Raw genomic sequence first — 16541 nt, 5'->3', positions numbered from 1 at the left:
GCCTCCTAGTTCGCCAGAAGGCGCTCATTCACGACTTTGCCGTCTTTGGTCAGACGTATGCCGATTGTTACTTCATCGTCATCCGGCAGCACGGGCCGCTTCGTTTCTTCATCCCAGTAAGCAGAGAGGAAGTTATATAAATTACGCGAGAACAGCGCGGAGCTGTCCGCGGCCATGGTCGATGGCATGTTGTTCGCACCGACAATTTTTACGCCATGCTTCACGACCACTTCACCGGCGACGGCGCCTTCGACATTGCCGCCCTGTTCAGCAGCCAGATCGACGATCACGCTGCCGGTTTTCATCGTCGCGATTTGTGCATCCGAGATCAGGCGCGGAGCCGGACGGCCCGGTATCAATGCGGTGGTAATGACTATATCCTGCTTGGTGATATGTTTTGAGACGAGTTCCGCCTGCTTGGCTTTTTGCTCGTCGGTCAGTTCGGCGGCATATCCGCCGCCGCCGTCCGATGCCAGATCGTCATCAAAAACCGGTTTTGCGCCCAGTGATTCGATCTGTTCTGCAGTCTCGGGCCGGACATCGGTTGCAGACACTTGCGCACCGAGCCGCCGCGCAGTCGCGATAGCTTGCAGACCCGCCACGCCCACGCCCATAACGAAACATTTCGCAGCGCTGACCGTGCCAGCCGCCGTCATCATCATCGGAAACGCACGGCCATATTCGGCGCCTGCCAGAACCACCGCCTTGTAACCGGACAAATTGGATTGCGACGACAATATGTCCATAGATTGCGCCCGCGTGATTCGCGGCATGAATTCCATCGCCAGTGCGTCGATGCCCAGCTTGGCATATTCATCCACTCTGGCCCGTTCGCCAAACGGGTTCAGGCTCGCTGCGAGCCATGCGCCCTTCTTGATACCTTTGAGCGATTCAGGAGGAGGCCCCTGAATACCCAGCACAATATCTGCATCCTTGATCACCGCAGCGCGAGTTCCGATGGTGGCGCCCATCGCTTCATAGTCGGAGTCGGCAACAGAAGCCGTTTCCCCCGCTCCCTTTTCAATCGCCATTGAAGCGCCCAGCGCTATGAATTTTTTCACCGTCTCCGGTGACGCGCTCACACGTTTCTCACCCTCGGCGAGTTCCTTCAATACAGCAATTTTCACTTATGATTCCAATCAGGTAGAAATAAGGATGACAACCAGAACAGTCACAAGCACCGAGATAATCGTGCCAATTTTCAACCAGGACAGGAAACCGGAATATGTTTCCGTAGCAGATTTCATATTATTGTCGGTAGCCATGTTATCCCCAAATATTCGATTAAAAACTGAGCGCGGTGTAACCTTATATAACGCTGCGCTCAAGCCCTCTTGCCCTCCTTTCTGGATAGAAAAAATAAGCAGTCCTTAATCGGGTCTTTACCCCCTGCTGTTACCAATGCCGTTCAACAAGTTTCAAATTGGGACAAAAATGGCGCAAAACAGCACAAAACTGCTGATGTTGATCGATGATGAGCCGGCACAATGCCGCTTGATCTCGGCTATGGCTTCGCGTGCGGGTTTTCGCACTATTCATGCGCGGGACGCTGAGACCGCCATCGCAACATTGGGCACTCAGGACGGAATGCTGCTCGATGCGATCATCCTTGATCACTGGGTTCCCGGATCAGAAGCAACCGAATTAATTGCCGAGCTGAAATCCCGCCGCCCCGCTTTGCCTATCCTCATGCTGACAGCCGTGGGATCCGTAACCGAAGCGGTCGATGCCGTTCGCGCCGGGGCCACCGATTATCTTATCAAGCCCGTTGCTCCGGAGCAGATGCTACAAGCCCTTGAAGCTGCGGTTGAAAATGCAAAAGATGATGGCGAATTGCGGCCATTGACCGAAAAAATCTCCGCACCGCTTGAATTTGAAGAAATTGTCGGTGCGGCCCCTGCCTTTCGAGCCGCCCTGGCTATCGCTGCGAAAGCCGCCCGCGCGCGGGTTCCAGTGCTGATCGAAGGCGAAGGCGGAGTCGGCAAGGAAGTGATTGCCGATGCCGTTCACGCCGCCAGCCCCCGGTCAAAACTGCCGATGCTCAAAGTCAATTGCAGCGCCATTACCGGCAACTTGCTCGATTCGATACTATTCGGGCATGAAAAAGGGGCCTTTACCGGCGCGTTTGATCGCAAAATCGGGCTTTTTCAGCAGGCCGAAGGCGGAACTATCTTCCTCGATGAAGTCGACCGGCTTCCCGCGGAGACACAGATTCGCCTGCTGCGTTTCCTGAAGACATCCGAAATCCAGCCGCTGGGCAGCCCCAACAGCTTCCAGATTGATGTCCGCGTCATCGCAGCAACCAACAGATCGCTCGAACAGGAAGTCAAAAAAGAACGATTCCGCGAAGACTTGTTCTACCGGATGAACGTCGTTCGCCTGACGATTCCTCCCTTGCGTGATCGCACGGGTGACATTCCCGCATTGTCCCGCCACTTCCTGTCCCGCCTCGCGTTGCAGCCCGGCCTGCGTAGCCTCGGCATTACGGACGAAGCACTCAACCTGCTGCGCAGTTACAACTGGCCAGGCAATGTCCGGCAATTGCAGAGCGTGCTGTTCCGTGCAGCGGTCATGTGTGACCGCGATGCGCTGACCTGCGATGAGTTTCCCCAGATTTCTTCCTTTGTCGAAAAATCCGGTGACGCCCATCCGCATTTGCAAAGCAGTCCGGAAGGCATTGGCATCACTCTATACTCCGAAGATGGCAATTTGCGTCCGCTCGAGGAAATCGAGGCTGATGTCATCCGTCTGGCTATCGGCCACTATCGGGGTCGCATGACAGAAGTCGCACGCCGTCTGGGGATTGGCCGTTCGACATTGTACCGCAAGCTGGCAGATCTTGGGATCGATAACGCCGCTTGACCAGATCGGTTGGCGATCAACCACAATCCCGGTTGAAGTTTATCGCCGCACTGACTAAGTCTGTCGAATATGAAAAACAACTTTCCAATCGTTCCAGCCCGCGCTGCCTCGACCACGCTCGCTATTGTCGCAGCCCTGCTTCTGACTTCCTGCGGGAAACAGGAGGCTGTTGGCGACGTTCCGTCCGGTGACGAGCTGGCCCGACAAGCTGACGCCGCCAGCCAGGCTATTCGTGACGAAGCAGCGGCGGCGGAAAATGGCGAGGACGGAACCGCAGCTATAGATCCTACCGCGATGACCAGCTATGTTAATGCCTTGCGCGGTTTCTCGATCCTCGTTCCCGAAAAATGGGCGTTGAACGCAGCGACCAGCGATGATGACGGCAATGTCTATGGTGACACGGAAACCGGCGCCAGTCTGATCGTAGGCTGGACTGAAAACCGTGAAGATGCTGACCTTCAAGCTGCCGTTGAAGCGCTGGAAGCAGATGACAGCGGCATGGCCGGCGACTATGTGAATGAAAACGAATATCGGGCAGCAGGCAGCAATGCTGACGGGCAGAAACTGGCTCAGAGGATCATGCGCAAGCCGGATGGAACCATGATCAGCGCTGCGATTACCTATCCTGCAGATCAGGCTGAAAAACTGGATGCTGCGGCTTCGCAGGTTCTCGACAGCCTGACATTGCAATAACGAAATAGAAACCAGCCGGCTTCGGCCGCAACAACCCGGGAGACGGAATATGGCTCGTGCTTGGAATTTAGTGTCGCGCCCAGATGGCATGCCTGTATTGGAAAATTTTGCACTGAAGGACCTTCCGGATTCTCCGCTGCAGGATGGTCAGTTTCGCGTCAAAAATACCTGGTTGTCGGTTGACCCCTATATGCGCAGCCGGATGAGCGAAGCCAAAAGCTACGCCGCCTCATATGCGCTGAACGAACCCATGATCGGTGGTGCATTTGGTGAAGTGATTGAGAGCCAAAACCCCGACTTTCCCGTCGGCGCAAAAGTCGCGCATGGCCTGGGCTGGCGTGATGAGGCGGTCCTCGGCGGACCCGATCAGATGGCCAACAAGGTACCGGAAACCGGCCTTCCCGACCATCTCTGGCTCAGCAACATGGGTCTGACCGGCGGAACAGCCTGGATGGGCTTGTTGAAAGTGGCTCACGCCAAAGAAGGCGAGACAGTATTCGTATCCGCAGCTGCCGGAGCGGTAGGTTCTGCAGTTGTTCAGCTTGCAAAAGCCAAGGGCATGACTGTGATTGGCTCGGCCGGCGGCCCGGAGAAATGTGCATGGGTCCTGGAACTCGGCGCAGATGCGTGTCTTGACTATAAGGCCGGACCAATCGAGCCACAACTTGCAAAGGCCGCACCTGAAGGCATCGATGTATATTTCGACAATGTCGGCGGCGAGCATCTCGATGCGGCATTCGGTCAGGCACGTGAAATGGCCCGTTTTGCCATTTGTGGCATGATTGATCGCTATAATGACCAAAGTCCGGTCATGATGAAAAATCTGATCCGGATCATCCCCGCCAGAATCAAGGTGGAAGGTTTTCTCTATCCGGATTTCATGTCGGATATTCCCGAGTTTATGAAAGACATGGGCGCACTCATTGCCGCCGGGCAGGTCACCTCACGCGAAACGATAAAAGACGGCCTTGAATCTGCACCGGAAGCGTTTCTGGGGCTGTTCACCGGGGAAAATATGGGGAAAATGCTCGTCCGGCTCTGAAGCTTGACTAAAATTTCTCAGACCCAGCTTCCGCCGGAGTCGGTCTAGCGATCCAGCTTCGCGTCGAGAAATCCGGGAACCGGGCCGTTCCAGCCATCAGCGTCCTTGCCGTCATCCTGTTTGTTGTCGGAAGCGGGCCGGCTTTGCTCGGTTTTTTTGGTCTTCACTTCCTTCTTTGGCCGCGAAGATTGATTTTCTGCGCTTGATACATCATCCGGTCGATCTGTTTTTTTGTTCGGTTTTGGACGATCTTGCTTGGGGGCGGAATTTTTGGGCGCAGAGTGTTTCTGACCGCCTTGCTTCTTTTCCGGTTTTACGGATTTGCTGTCCCGTACGGGCAGTTTTGTGCCCGTCAGCTTCTCGATGTTTTCAACATGCTCGCTGTCGCTTTTTGTCACAAAGGTAATCGCAACGCCCGTGGCACCTGCCCTGCCCGTCCGACCGATGCGGTGAATATAATCGTCCGGGTGCCAGGGAATGTCGAAATTGACCACATGGCTCACGCCTTTGATGTCGAGACCGCGCGCTGCCACGTCGGATGCGCACAAAATGTTGATCTCACCGGATTTAAAACGCTCCAGTTCTGCAAGGCGCGACGACTGATCCATATCACCGTGAATCTGACCGGCATCAAACCCGTCTTTGCGGAGGCTCTGGCACAAATCGCGGACTTGTGTCTTGCGGTTGCAGAAAATGATCGCGGTATCGACACCTTCATTGTCCAATATGCCGTAGAGCAGCTTCTGCTTGGCCTTGGGTGCAATGTGGATGATCGACTGATCGATTGAAGTGTTGGCCGTCGCCGGCCGTGATACCTCGATATATTTGGGATTGCTGAGAAACTGGTCAGACAGCTTCTTGATCGGCGGAGGCATGGTTGCCGAAAACAGCATTGTCTGGCGTGTTGCAGGCAGTTTCGAACAGATTTCTTCAATATCCGGTATGAAGCCCATGTCGAGCATGCGGTCAGCTTCGTCAATGACCAACAATTCGCATCCAGACATCAGAATGCGTCCACGTTCAAACAGATCCATCAGGCGTCCCGGCGTTGCAATCAACACGTCGACGCCCTTTTCAAGTGCCTTGACCTGATCTCCCATCGACACGCCGCCAATCAGCAACGCCATGCTGAGGTTATGGTTCTTGCCGTATTTCTCAAAATTCTCGGCAACCTGGGCGGCAAGCTCGCGCGTCGGTTCGAGGATCAGCGAACGGGGCATGCGCGCGCGCGACCGGCCATGCGCAAGCACGTCGATCATGGGTAGCACGAAACTGGCTGTTTTTCCGGTTCCGGTTTGCGCGATGCCAATAATGTCTTTCATCATCAGAACGGGCGGGATCGCCTGCGCCTGAATAGGTGTCGGCTCGTCATAGCCGGCATCCGCAACAGCACTTAACAATTCATCAGAGAGGCCGAGGTCGGCAAATTTCATAGTGTTTCCGGAAAATAAGAGTGCAAAACCAGACTGTAGCTTTCGTCTGAAGTAGCTGGGCCGGGAAATGGTGCCAAAAAGCGCACTTGTCAAGCGATCTACGGCAAGGGTCTCCCGGCCAGACCGACCGGATCATTCCGGAACGAGTTCGCGAAACCTGTCTATTTCGCATTTGGAGCCGGTTCGGGAATGGAGAATATCACGATCCGCACAGATCTTTCCATCACCTGATTTTTCCATATAAAAGCCGGAATAGAAGCTGCGCGCCTGGCATTTTTTCTCCAGCCGGGCCCGGATCCGCTTGCGATCACGCGTGATCAAATCGAGATTCCGGCCGCCAAACATCTGGACACCGAGAATACTGTTCATAGGCATGCATTTGCCGATTTTCTTTTCTTTGAACGTGAGGGGAGCCGATTGCCGGGATTCTCTGGCCATGCTGGCTGCCGGGGTTGGCCTGCGCCGGGGCACGCGAATAATGATCCTCTTCTGGATCCGGACTTGCGCCCATTGCAGATTTTCTGCCGGTACGAACCGTCCTTCCGACTCCGTATGCTTTCCCAATCCCGCAGCGTCATTCGCAGCCGGTGTCGCAAGCAGTAAAATCACGGAAAGCGAAAAACTCACCCAAATCCCTTAATCATTATCATCAATGCTATAACAGCCCCGATTGAACATTCGATGAACTATCCCCCATGGCATTTTGAACCAAATTTTGGCAAGGGGCTTGATCAACCGCCAAGGAAAGCCAAATAGCTACGCAGCTTGATTTCCCTGGCTAGAGCAAATTTCCGGAGGCAGAATAGTGGCGGACGATCTCGACTGGCTTGAACAAATGGCAGCAATTGTTGGTCCAAAAGGTCTTGCGCGATCACCAGAAGAATTGGCGCCCTGGCTGACGGACTGGCGTGGTCGCTATACAGGAGCGGCGATCGCAATGATTTCTCCTGCTTCGACCGACGAAGTTTCTGCGCTCGTGAAAATTGCTGCGTCCCATCGAGTCGCTTTTGTTCCCCAGGGCGGAAATAGCGGCATGGTCGGTGGAGCAACGCCTGACAAAAACGGCCAGTCCGTCATATTGTCCTTGCGGCGGATGAACCAGATCCGGGGAATCTCTGCTGAAGACCAGCTTGTGGTCTGTGATGCGGGTCTGATTTTGCAAAATTTGCACGAAGCGCTCGACGAACACGGGCAGAGATTTCCGCTGACGCTGGGTGGCAAAGGGTCGGCAACGATAGGCGGACTGGTCTCAACCAATGCGGGTGGAACGCAGGTATTGCGGCATGGTGCAATGCGATCACTGGTCGCCGGCATCGAGGCGGTCCTGCCGGACGGCAGTATATTTTCCGATCTGACTCCCTTGAAAAAGGACAATCGTGGCTATGATATCAAACAATTGCTGATTGGCGGCGAGGGTACGCTGGGAATTGTGACTGCCGCGACCCTGAAAACCGTACCCGCGCTTCTTGATCGCTGTGTCGCCTGGGCCGGTGTGTCGTCTCCCCAGGCCGCACATCAGTTATTCCAGTATCTCAACGCCCATGAAAACCAATATATGGAAGGCTATGAGATCGTTCCCGATTCCTGTATCAGCGCCGTGTTGCAACACATCCCGGATACACGAGCGCCGCTGGAAAAGGCGACGCCCTGGAACGTTCTGATTGAAATCATAAGGGATCAGCCAAGTTCGCCAGACCCGCGGGATCGGATGGAACAACTGCTTTCCGATGCGATCGACCAACAACTCATTCTTGATGCCGCGGTTGCAACAAGCGAGGCCCAGGCAGAGGCCTTCTGGAAATTGCGGGATTCAATAGCCGAAGCCGAGCGCGCGCATGGGCCGGCCTTGCAGCATGATATCAGCGTTCCGGTCAGCGCGATGGCGGATTTCATCGTCGAGGCAGCCGGGCAGGTTGAACGAAAATTTCCCGGAACCGAAGTTGCGGCCTTCGGCCATATGGGCGATGGAAATGTTCATTTTCACGTCAAGGCACCCGAGGGAAGTTCGGCACGGTCCTGGACTGAAGATGCCGCCCGCACGATCACCCCTGTGGTACATGACCTCGTGATTGCAGCCGGGGGTTCCATTTCAGCCGAGCACGGCATCGGGCAAACCAAGATTGATGAACTGGCACGTCTGTCCGGTGCGGCCCGCCTCGGAAGCTTGCGCGCCATAAAGACAGCCCTCGATCCACAGCTGATAATGAACCCCGGGAAGCTAGTTCCCCTTGCGTCCCGGGAACCAGCCTCTTAAAGGCGCTTCCAGGAAATTAATTTTTTGCAACTACTATTCGGAGACAATCATCATGGCCAGCGCGCCCCAACAAGCCCTTCCCATGTTCTACAAGGACCTGATACCGCTTAACTCGAAAGACCATGCAAAGTGGAAAATCAAGGGCCTCGACGACGGCAAGTTTCTCGCCGAACAACACGCTGTACCGATTACAAGCGATGAGTTTGTAAGCGCCTGCAGAAACTATCCCATCGTTTTCTCGGCTGGCGAAAACAGCGTGCCATTGATCCTTATGGGGCTGAATGAAGGCGTGAACGCTTTTCTGAACGAAAAAGGCCAATTCGATCATCCGGCCTATGTACCGGCCTATATCCGCCGCTATCCGTTCTTGCTCGCACGGCTATCACCGGATGCAGAAGAACTGTCACTCTGTTTCGATCCTACCGCAGAAGCTATTGGCGATTTCAAAGAAGGCGAACCGCTTTTTGACGGAGACCAGCCTACTGAAGCCACCAAAGGCATTTTGGAATTCTGTGAAAATTTTGAAGGTTCAGGACAGCGAACCGCGCAATTTGTTGCCGAACTCGACAAACTGGATCTGATGATGGACGGCGAAGTCTCTATTCAACAGGAAGGCGTTGAAAAACCATTTGTTTATCGCGGTTTCCGTATGGTGAATGAAGAAAAACTGCGCGAAATGCGCGGAGATGAATTGCGCAAGATCAACCAGAACGGAATGCTGCCACTCATTTACGCGCATCTTTTCTCGCTTCAGATCATGCGGGATGTATTTGCGAAACAGGTAGATGCAGGCAAGGTTCCCCAGGTTACCGAAGCGCCTTCAATTCAAGTTTAACCAACCAAAAAGACTGACAAAACGGAGGGCCGGCGCGCGATCAAGACAGCGCGCCTCCCTCCGTTTTGCTTTCAGGGACGTATCAATTCGCCCCTCCGTGGAGATACACCCCATATTGGGTGTAAAATGAGGCCAAATGGGTCATTCAGCAGTCACAAATTCACATTTGGGGCTTGCAACTTTTCACCGAAACGACCACATTATGCATTGTAACGGTCTATCACCCCCGATTGGGCTGTTACAGGCGTTCAGACGAACGCCACCTCCCTGAACCTTGGCCACCTCGCCCAATATGGCGGGGTGGTTTTTTTTGAGATCTGCCTCACACTGCCCTCAGCTTCTGCAGATCATTCTGCCGCAGCGAGCTGAAATCGATCCAGAATCTGATCTGCAAGCAATCCGGCCAGTCGTTCCACATGACTTGTCATTTCCGACATGTTCTTCCCTGGCTCCAGCAGATTCTCATCAAGATAGCAGCGTCGATCAATTTCCAGTTGCAGCGCATGAATGCCCCGACCGGGCGCCCCGTGGCGTTCAAGAATATATCCCCCGGCATAGGGATGATTTAACTGTCCCCGTAATCCGGACTGGGTGCAGAATGAGAGTGAAAGTTCTGCGTATCGCGACCCCGAACTGCGCCCGAATCGATCACCGATTACAATATCTACATCACCCAGTTTTTCATCGCTCAGCGGCGGCATGCTGTGCAGATCGAGCAATATGGCGGAACCATATTGTTCGCGCATTTGCTCCAGAATGTGGGATATCGATTGATGATAGGGTGCATGGCTGTGCCTCACCCGCTGTTGCACGTCGTCATAGCTCCATTTTCTGCGCCACAAATCTCCGGTGCCCGACAACCGTCGCGGCACGAGCCCAAGCCCGCCTCTCACTTTACGGCTCGGCGCCGGCAATTGTGACCGGTCGATGCCTGTCACCATATCCGAATCAATCTCCCGGTGACCGCGATTGAGATCAATCCATGCGCGCGGCTGCTGTGCCACCAGAGTTGTAAAACCGCTGGCGATCGCACCGGCGGCCAGTCGATCGGCATACCGGTCTTCCAGGCGGATCAGGCTGGCCGGGGGTACTGCCAGATTATCGTGAATTTCTTGAGGATATCGTCTTCCTGCATGCGGAACGCTGACAAGAACCGGGAAACGATATTCATCTCCGTTAAACACAGAAAACGGCAGATTTGGGTCATTCACCCCTGGCACAAGTGCATCTTCAGACACCGGTGAAGCTCTCCGTGGTCGCAAATTCCGAATCTTCGGCTTTTTTTGCGGTTAAACCGAAATTATTAAGAGATTTGCGCCTATGATCCACTTTCGGCATAAATGCAGTCATTCGACTAGACCCTATGAACAGGACGGCACAAAAAATGATACGAATTCTCCTGGCTGAAGATGAGCAGGCGATGCGCGAACATCTTACACGTGCGCTTGAGAAAGCCAACTACGAAGTCGTCGCTGTGGACCGGGGGACGGCTGCCATACCGCATCTTGAATCGGAAGAATTTGATCTTCTGCTGACCGACATCGTCATGCCGGAAATGGACGGGATTGAACTTGCCCAGGAATGCGCGAAAATCTCTCCCTCCACGCAGGTTATGTTCATAACCGGATTCTCTGGCGTGACATTGCGAGCTGGCGAATCCGTGCCGAAAGCAAAGATTCTTTCCAAGCCGTTTCACCTCAAGGATCTGGTTCTGGAAGTCGATCGGCTGTTTGAGCCGGACAGCCTGAGCGGCCTGAATTAGGCGCCGGGCAAGATTAAGTCTTGCGCGAATAATAGCGGCTGGCTAGAGGGCCTGCAGCGTGGGCGTATAGCTCAGTGGTAGAGCACTTCGTTGACATCGAAGGGGTCGGGAGTTCAACTCTCTCTACGCCCACCATTTTTTCCTCAAATATCTCTCGGGATTGCTCCAGCGAAACCTTGCGGCAATCGAGACTGGGCGGATGCCCGAACCAGCCAGAATAGGCACGTGTGAAAGCGCTCAATTCGCTATATCCCAGTTTCGCCGCGACTTCCTTGAGCAAAAGTTCGCCTTCTTCAAAATAGAGCAGGCAGTTATCTTTTCTGACATGTTCCAATATCGTCCGGAAGGATGTCCCTTCGCCAACCAGTTTGCGTCGCAATGTGCGTTCGGCAACACCAAAAGTGGCCGCGGCGGCAGCCAGACTCAAACCGGATTTGTCGAGCAAGGGTTGCAAATAGTCGTAGCACAGGTTGGCAATGATTTTCCGCTGGGGATCACGCGACCTTCTTCTCGATAATTGCTGAGCTGCGGTTTTGACGATCACGGGATTCTGCCGCGGATTGGCCCGTTCAAGCGCTGCTGGGTAAAACTCGATAAATGTTGTCATCTGGTTGAACTCGCAGGAAACGGCCGCACCCTTGAGAAGGGCCGCCGAATAGCTGCAGCGCTCGGAAGAGGCATGACGGAAATGGAGCGCCCTGACCGGCGATTGACCCGGCTCTGCGAAGACATTCAGCATTTGCGCAATCGCGGAAAAAATGGGCCGAACCAGTTCCGGTGGATCCATGAAGTCCTTTTTCCAGTACAGCCGGTCACCGCCAGCCAGTTTGACGAGGTGGAAACAGGATCCATTGGAACCAATATCAAAGGCTTGCAGGATGGTCTGCAACACATCCGCCAAGGTGCGCCGGAATCTGGCGCTATATCCCAGATCCGAAAAGCCCCGGGGGACCATCGCCTGACCGATTTGCGCAGCAAGACATGGTTCGGAAAGCTCCGCCGCCGTTGCACGGCAAAGAGTGACAAGAGTGTTTACGGAGAACCGCCGGCGCGGATCGCGAAGTTCTACCTCTTTTAACTGTGTGGCATTCAAAAGTACCGGTTTGCGCGCGCCGAGAGACTGACAGCTGCGATAAACAGCAAATAAAAAGGGCGCGGAAATCAAATTTTGATCGCTATCCTGCTCTGGTTTTTTTAGACCCATTGAATCAATCTAGGCCACCGCAAAGGTGCGGTTCAACGGGCTTTCGACAGGAATGAAAATTACGCGACGAAAATGTTAAAACCCCGCGTTTGGCAGCAAAATCATCTGCCTGGCAGCAATTGCCTAGTAACGAATAACCGATGCGCCCCAGGTAAATCCGCCACCCATGGCTTCCAGAACAAGAAGATCATCGCGTTTGATACGTCCATCGCGCACCGCCGCATCAAGCGCGAGTGGAACGGAAGCCGCAGAGGTATTGGCATGCTGATCGACGGTCTTGATGACTTTGGCCGGATCAAGTCCAAGCTTCTTGGCCGTCGCATCAAGGATACGGGCATTGGCCTGATGTGGAACCACCCAGTCAATATTATCAGATGTTTCACCGGCAGCTTCGAGAGCCTCGATCAGGACCGATGACAGATTGACAACGGCGTGCCGGAAAACTTCCCGTCCTTTCATCCTGAGTTTGCCGACGGTTCCGGTGGTGCCCGCCCCGCCGTCTACGTAAAGCAGCTGATTATGCGCACCATCAGCATGTAGCCTGGTGGCGAGGACGCCTTTGTCCGTCTCTTCTCCGGACAGGATCACCGCGCCAGCGCCGTCTCCGAACAACACACATGTGGCCCGGTCTTCCCAATCCAGTATGCGGCTGAAGGTTTCGGCCCCGATGACAATGGCATTTTGTGCGCTACCTGCGCGGATCATACTTTCGGCCACCGACAGGGCATAGAGAAACCCGGAACAGACCGCCGCGACATCAAATGCAACGCAGCCGTTGCAGCCCAGATCATTTTGAACGATTGTCGCCGTGGCAGGAAATGTCTGATCCGGTGTGGCGGTTGCAACAACGATCAGATCGATATCGGCAGGCGTCATTTCTGCGGCAGCCAGGGCCTCTTTGGCAGACAGCGTGGCCAGACTGGACGTTGTCTCGTCATCCTCGGCTATGTGCCGGAACCGTATCCCGGTGCGTTCAACAATCCATTCATCGGTGGTGTCGACCCGTTCGCTGAGCTGTTCATTTGAAACGCGGGTGCGCGGCAATGCCGAGCCGGTGCCTTTGATGACCGCACGTCGGGCGGTCGTTGCGCTCATTTCGCTGCGACCTCGGCAGGTGCCAATTGTTCAATCTTGGTCAGGTCCTGACTGATGCGTTGCAAAATACTGTCCTCCACAAGCCGTGCGGCTACTTCGACTGCATTAGCTACGCCCTTTTCATCGGCACTGCCATGGCTTTTTACGACGACGCCGTTCAGACCCAGGAAAACCGCCCCGTTATGGTTGTTGGGATCGAGATGCTCTTTCAGCATTTCGGTGGCTGGCCGCGAAATCAGGAAACCGATTTTCGAACGCAGCGAACTCAGAAAGCTGCGTCTCAACAGATCCGTAACAAACCGCGCCGTGCCTTCAAGGGCCTTCAGGGCGATATTCCCGGAGAACCCGTCGGTGACGATCACGTCGACCTCTCCGGTCGAAATCTTGTCCGCCTCGGTAAAGCCCTGAAAACTCATCGCAAGCCCGTCTGCTTCCCGCAATGCCTGCGCGGCGGCCTGAATTGTTCCGGTACCTTTGGCATCTTCGGTGCCGATGTTGAGCAGTTTTACCTTGGGCTTCTCAAAGTCGTGCATGATCCGGCTATAGGCAGCGCCCATCACTGCAAACTGGACCAGATTGCGACTGTCGCATTCGGCATTGGCCCCAAGATCCAGCATGACGACATCGCTGTCTTTCATGGTCGGCAACAAAGCCGCCAGTGCAGGACGATCAATCCCCGGCATGGTGCGCAGGGCGAGTTTCGCGATAGCCATCAGCGCGCCGGTGTTGCCTGCGCTGACCGCGGCACTGACTTCGCCGGACTTTACCGCATTGACCGCGAGGCCCATGGATGTTTTTTTGGAACTACGCAGAGCCTGGCTGGGTTTGGCATCTGCCGAGACAATATCATCGGCATGCAGGATTTCTGAAGCAGCATTGAGATTGGGATGGCTTTTCAGCGCTTCCCTGATGCGTGTTTCATCGCCGACAAACAGGAATTGAAATCCTTCATGGCGATGACGGGCCAGGGCTGCGCCAGCGACCATTACGCGCGCGCCTTCATCACCGCCCATCGCGTCAATTGCGATTCGCGGCCTCATCCCCACCGGTTTTTCCCCTTGTTTCAGCTTTTAATACTGATCAAGCCAGCCGATCAAAGATCGACGGCCAGTACCTCACGGCCATTATAATGACCACAGGAGCCACACATGTGATGTGGACGCTTCAATTCGCCGCAATTTGCGCATTCCTGATAGGCTTCGACTTTCAAAGCATCATGGGACCGGCGCATTCCGCGCTTGGACGGCGTAGTTTTTCGTTTAGGGACAGCCATTGCTAAGCCTGTTCGTTAGATTTCAAATTTCATATGCATGTGTAATAGGCCAAATGCCGTTTTGGAGCAAGCTATGCTCTGTCAAAAACAGAGAATCACTTGGCCCAAGCAGTCAGCCAATTGCACGCGAAAGGGCGGCTATAACGATTTTCCCGTGTGTTGCAAGCATTGTGCTCGTATAGACTGCAGATTAGTTTCCAATAAAACAGGCATTCCGGGGGAAAACCATGATTTTACCGATTACACTGACCATCACCGGCGCTGCAGCGCTAATCAACATATGGCTGATGATTCGCGTCGGCCAGGTTCGTACCAGCGAAAAAGTCAGTGTCGGCGACGGCGGGAATGACAAGGTCATCCGCAGAATGCGGGCCCATGCCAATTTTGGAGAAAGCACGCCGCTGGTTCTTATTCTTGTTGCAGTTGTCGAGCTCGCCAGCGTCTATAATGGCGGCGGTTCGCCAACCTGGTTATGGATTGTTGGCGGCCTGTTCCTGCTCGGCCGTGTGGCACATGGTATTGGCATGGACGACGGAAAATTTGGCAAAGGCCGGATGATCGGAACGATTCTGTCGATGTTGATACTGCTCGGACTGGCGATTTACGCAATTGCGATTCCGTATTTCTCCTATCAGGCAGTGAATGTATCCGGACCCGAGACCGTAGCTGCGGGTCCGGCGCTTTAGGCCGACGCACGCATTATTCTGAAATCTTCAGATTGATTGTGGGCCCCTTGTCCGCGGAACCAAAAACCAGGACTCCTTGGGCATCCACTGCCCGATCATGGAGAATCAGGGCATTGGGCCTCATGATCAGGGTCTCATTCAGAAACACGCGTTTTTGATAACGGGACGAATAATAGCTGCAGGCGTTTTTCTTCAAATAGCCTTCAAATTGCTGTTCGGTCCGCTTCCAGTAAACCTCGCATCCCGGCTTCAGGATAAAATCGGCAGCGGTCATGTCCGCTACTTTTGCAGGATCGAGATGCGCATCGGTGAGACGGGACGGTTCCATGGGCGTGTAGATTGTAAGGCGGATCGCCTGTTCGGTCTTGTCAACTTCGAACGCGTAAATGCGCTGGCGATACAGGTCCCTGGGATCATAATGCTGATATTGCTGCGCATAGAGCGTACGCCCCGGAATTCCTGATATTTGCAGCGGTGAAAATGTGTGATTGGTGTGGCGCTGGCGCAGCTCGGGGTCGACTTTGTCCACAGCCTGACGATACACCTGTTGATGGTTGTCATAAACGCCCGGGAACCAGCTTAGCAGTTCGTCAAGGTCAGCCTCAAGATTGGATGACGGACTTTCTTTTGCGGCACCGGGAACCGCGAATGCCAAAAATGCAAAGATGGAAAGCAGTCCAAAGGACTTTGACAGCACTTTCAACTGCATCACCTTTTCTGCCTTTCCTAACGCGCCGCCAGAACGTCATCCGCTACAAAAGCGTTGGTCTTGCGCTCATAACCAAACTGGCTGGTCGGACCATGGCCGGGGATGAAGGTCACATCATCACCCAGCGGCCAGAGCTTTTGCGTGATCGCGTCGATCAGATCCTGATGATTACCGCGTGGAAAGTCTGTCCGGCCGATGGATCCCTGGAAGATCACGTCGCCGACTACGGCCAGCTTTGAGGGCTGGTGATAAAAAATGACATGGCCCGGCGTATGGCCGGGACAGTGGACCACGTCGAAAACAAGTTCGCCAACGGTCACCTGATCACCGTCGTTCAGCCAGCGATCCGGTTCAAAGCTTTTCGCTTCCATTCCATAACGCGCGCCATCTCCGTCGAGCTGATCAATCCAGAAACGGTCATCTTCATGTGGCCCTTCAATTGGCAAACCCAGTTCCTCGGCCAGCATGCCCGCCTGCCCGCAATGATCAAGATGGCCATGTGTGATGATGATCTTTTCGAGATCGACGCCATGTTCGGCCACCGCTGCCTTGAGCCGCCCCAGATCGCCGCCCGGATCGCTGAGCGCGCCCTTTTTGGTCTTTGTGCACCACAGGAGCGTGCAGTTTTGCTGAAGCGGGGTCACCGGAATAATCACGGCTTTCATGGGAGCATCTGTCATGGGCAGCTATCTG

At 54.4% G+C, this 16541-nt stretch carries 19 protein-coding genes and 1 tRNA gene; 10 read left to right on the top strand and 10 right to left on the bottom strand.

Features of this window, described 5'->3' with window-relative positions; translation table 11 throughout:
- Positions 1 to 5: 5 nt before the first annotated feature.
- On the bottom strand, positions 6 to 1127 hold the full coding sequence (locus ABJI30_RS01105) for an NAD(P) transhydrogenase subunit alpha (protein WP_348015051.1): 1122 nt from the start codon (positions 1125 to 1127) through the stop codon (positions 6 to 8).
- A 12-nt stretch (positions 1128 to 1139) separates the two neighbouring features.
- Positions 1140 to 1265: an aa3-type cytochrome c oxidase subunit IV gene (locus ABJI30_RS01100; RefSeq protein WP_348015050.1), complete on the bottom strand. Its 126-nt coding sequence runs from the start codon at positions 1263 to 1265 to the stop codon at positions 1140 to 1142.
- 169 nt (positions 1266 to 1434) lie between these two features.
- On the opposite strand from ABJI30_RS01100, the gene ABJI30_RS01095 reads away from it, so the two are divergent.
- The 3 genes from ABJI30_RS01095 to ABJI30_RS01085 all read left to right on the top strand — a co-directional run bounded on the left by ABJI30_RS01095 (position 1435) and on the right by ABJI30_RS01085 (position 4597).
- A complete protein-coding gene (locus tag ABJI30_RS01095) occupies positions 1435 to 2862 on the top strand; it encodes a sigma-54 dependent transcriptional regulator (protein WP_348015049.1) in 1428 nt (475 codons plus the stop codon).
- 69 nt (positions 2863 to 2931) lie between these two features.
- Positions 2932 to 3555 (top strand): hypothetical protein, encoded by a 624-nt coding sequence (locus tag ABJI30_RS01090; RefSeq protein ID WP_348015048.1) that lies wholly within the window; start codon positions 2932 to 2934, stop codon positions 3553 to 3555.
- Positions 3556 to 3604: 49 nt separating this feature from the next.
- Positions 3605 to 4597, top strand: a complete 993-nt coding sequence (locus ABJI30_RS01085; protein ID WP_348015047.1) for an NADP-dependent oxidoreductase — start codon at positions 3605 to 3607, stop codon at positions 4595 to 4597.
- Positions 4598 to 4641: 44 nt separating this feature from the next.
- Here ABJI30_RS01085 and ABJI30_RS01080 read toward each other — a convergent pair whose 3' ends face one another.
- Complete coding sequence (locus ABJI30_RS01080; protein WP_348015046.1) at positions 4642 to 6030, bottom strand: DEAD/DEAH box helicase; 1389 nt, start codon at positions 6028 to 6030, stop codon at positions 4642 to 4644.
- A gap of 132 nt (positions 6031 to 6162) precedes the next feature.
- Entirely contained in the window at positions 6163 to 6657 is a 495-nt protein-coding gene (locus ABJI30_RS01075; protein WP_348015045.1) for a hypothetical protein, read from the bottom strand.
- Between the two features lie 208 nt (positions 6658 to 6865).
- Here ABJI30_RS01075 and ABJI30_RS01070 point away from each other — a divergent pair, with 208 nt between their 5' ends.
- Together ABJI30_RS01070 and ABJI30_RS01065 are read left to right on the top strand one after the other, a co-directional pair.
- On the top strand, positions 6866 to 8284 hold the full coding sequence (locus ABJI30_RS01070) for an FAD-binding oxidoreductase (RefSeq protein WP_348015219.1): 1419 nt from the start codon (positions 6866 to 6868) through the stop codon (positions 8282 to 8284).
- 52 nt (positions 8285 to 8336) lie between these two features.
- Positions 8337 to 9119, top strand: coding sequence for a SapC family protein (locus tag ABJI30_RS01065; RefSeq protein ID WP_348015044.1), 783 nt, complete (start codon positions 8337 to 8339; stop codon positions 9117 to 9119).
- 347 nt (positions 9120 to 9466) lie between these two features.
- Here ABJI30_RS01065 and ABJI30_RS01060 read toward each other — a convergent pair whose 3' ends face one another.
- Positions 9467 to 10357 (bottom strand): N-formylglutamate amidohydrolase, encoded by an 891-nt coding sequence (locus ABJI30_RS01060; RefSeq protein WP_348015043.1) that lies wholly within the window; start codon positions 10355 to 10357, stop codon positions 9467 to 9469.
- Between the two features lie 146 nt (positions 10358 to 10503).
- Here ABJI30_RS01060 and ABJI30_RS01055 point away from each other — a divergent pair, with 146 nt between their 5' ends.
- From ABJI30_RS01055 to ABJI30_RS01040, 4 genes are all read left to right on the top strand, one after another.
- Positions 10504 to 10881 (top strand): response regulator, encoded by a 378-nt coding sequence (locus ABJI30_RS01055; protein WP_348015042.1) that lies wholly within the window; start codon positions 10504 to 10506, stop codon positions 10879 to 10881.
- A 60-nt stretch (positions 10882 to 10941) separates the two neighbouring features.
- Positions 10942 to 11016 (top strand) — tRNA-Val (locus tag ABJI30_RS01050).
- A 64-nt stretch (positions 11017 to 11080) separates the two neighbouring features.
- Entirely contained in the window at positions 11081 to 11398 is a 318-nt protein-coding gene (locus tag ABJI30_RS01045) for a hypothetical protein (protein ID WP_348015041.1), read from the top strand.
- Between the two features lie 162 nt (positions 11399 to 11560).
- Entirely contained in the window at positions 11561 to 11959 is a 399-nt protein-coding gene (locus tag ABJI30_RS01040) for a hypothetical protein (RefSeq protein WP_348015040.1), read from the top strand.
- Between the two features lie 249 nt (positions 11960 to 12208).
- Here ABJI30_RS01040 and ABJI30_RS01035 read toward each other — a convergent pair whose 3' ends face one another.
- Genes ABJI30_RS01035 through rpmF form a run of 3 tightly spaced genes read right to left on the bottom strand, consistent with a single transcriptional unit; the run spans position 12209 to position 14453 of the window.
- Positions 12209 to 13180 (bottom strand): beta-ketoacyl-ACP synthase III, encoded by a 972-nt coding sequence (locus ABJI30_RS01035; protein ID WP_348015039.1) that lies wholly within the window; start codon positions 13178 to 13180, stop codon positions 12209 to 12211.
- Positions 13177 to 14220, bottom strand: coding sequence for a phosphate acyltransferase PlsX (plsX, locus tag ABJI30_RS01030; protein ID WP_348015038.1), 1044 nt, complete (start codon positions 14218 to 14220; stop codon positions 13177 to 13179). The genes ABJI30_RS01035 and plsX overlap by 4 nt, the downstream gene beginning before the upstream one ends.
- A 53-nt stretch (positions 14221 to 14273) precedes the next feature.
- Complete coding sequence (gene rpmF, locus ABJI30_RS01025; protein ID WP_348015037.1) at positions 14274 to 14453, bottom strand: 50S ribosomal protein L32; 180 nt, start codon at positions 14451 to 14453, stop codon at positions 14274 to 14276.
- Between the two features lie 227 nt (positions 14454 to 14680).
- Between rpmF and ABJI30_RS01020 the strand changes: the two genes are divergently transcribed.
- Positions 14681 to 15139, top strand: a complete 459-nt coding sequence (locus tag ABJI30_RS01020; RefSeq protein ID WP_348015036.1) for an MAPEG family protein — start codon at positions 14681 to 14683, stop codon at positions 15137 to 15139.
- Between the two features lie 13 nt (positions 15140 to 15152).
- Here the strand turns inward: ABJI30_RS01020 and ABJI30_RS01015 are convergent, their stop codons facing one another.
- Both ABJI30_RS01015 and ABJI30_RS01010 read right to left on the bottom strand, forming a co-directional pair.
- The gene (locus tag ABJI30_RS01015; RefSeq protein ID WP_348015218.1) at positions 15153 to 15848 is read right to left on the bottom strand and encodes a chromophore lyase CpcT/CpeT; all 696 of its coding nucleotides are present in this window, start codon (positions 15846 to 15848) and stop codon (positions 15153 to 15155) included.
- Positions 15849 to 15865: 17 nt separating this feature from the next.
- Entirely contained in the window at positions 15866 to 16528 is a 663-nt protein-coding gene (locus ABJI30_RS01010) for an MBL fold metallo-hydrolase (RefSeq protein WP_348015035.1), read from the bottom strand.
- Positions 16529 to 16541: the final 13 nt, after the last annotated feature.

The sequence above is a fragment of the Parasphingorhabdus sp. genome (assembly GCF_039968395.1).
In the GTDB taxonomy this organism is placed as follows: Bacteria; Pseudomonadota; Alphaproteobacteria; order Sphingomonadales; family Sphingomonadaceae; genus Parasphingorhabdus.
The sequence above is the reverse complement of the archived record's forward strand: the minus strand, read 5'-3'. Positions and strand labels throughout refer to the sequence as shown.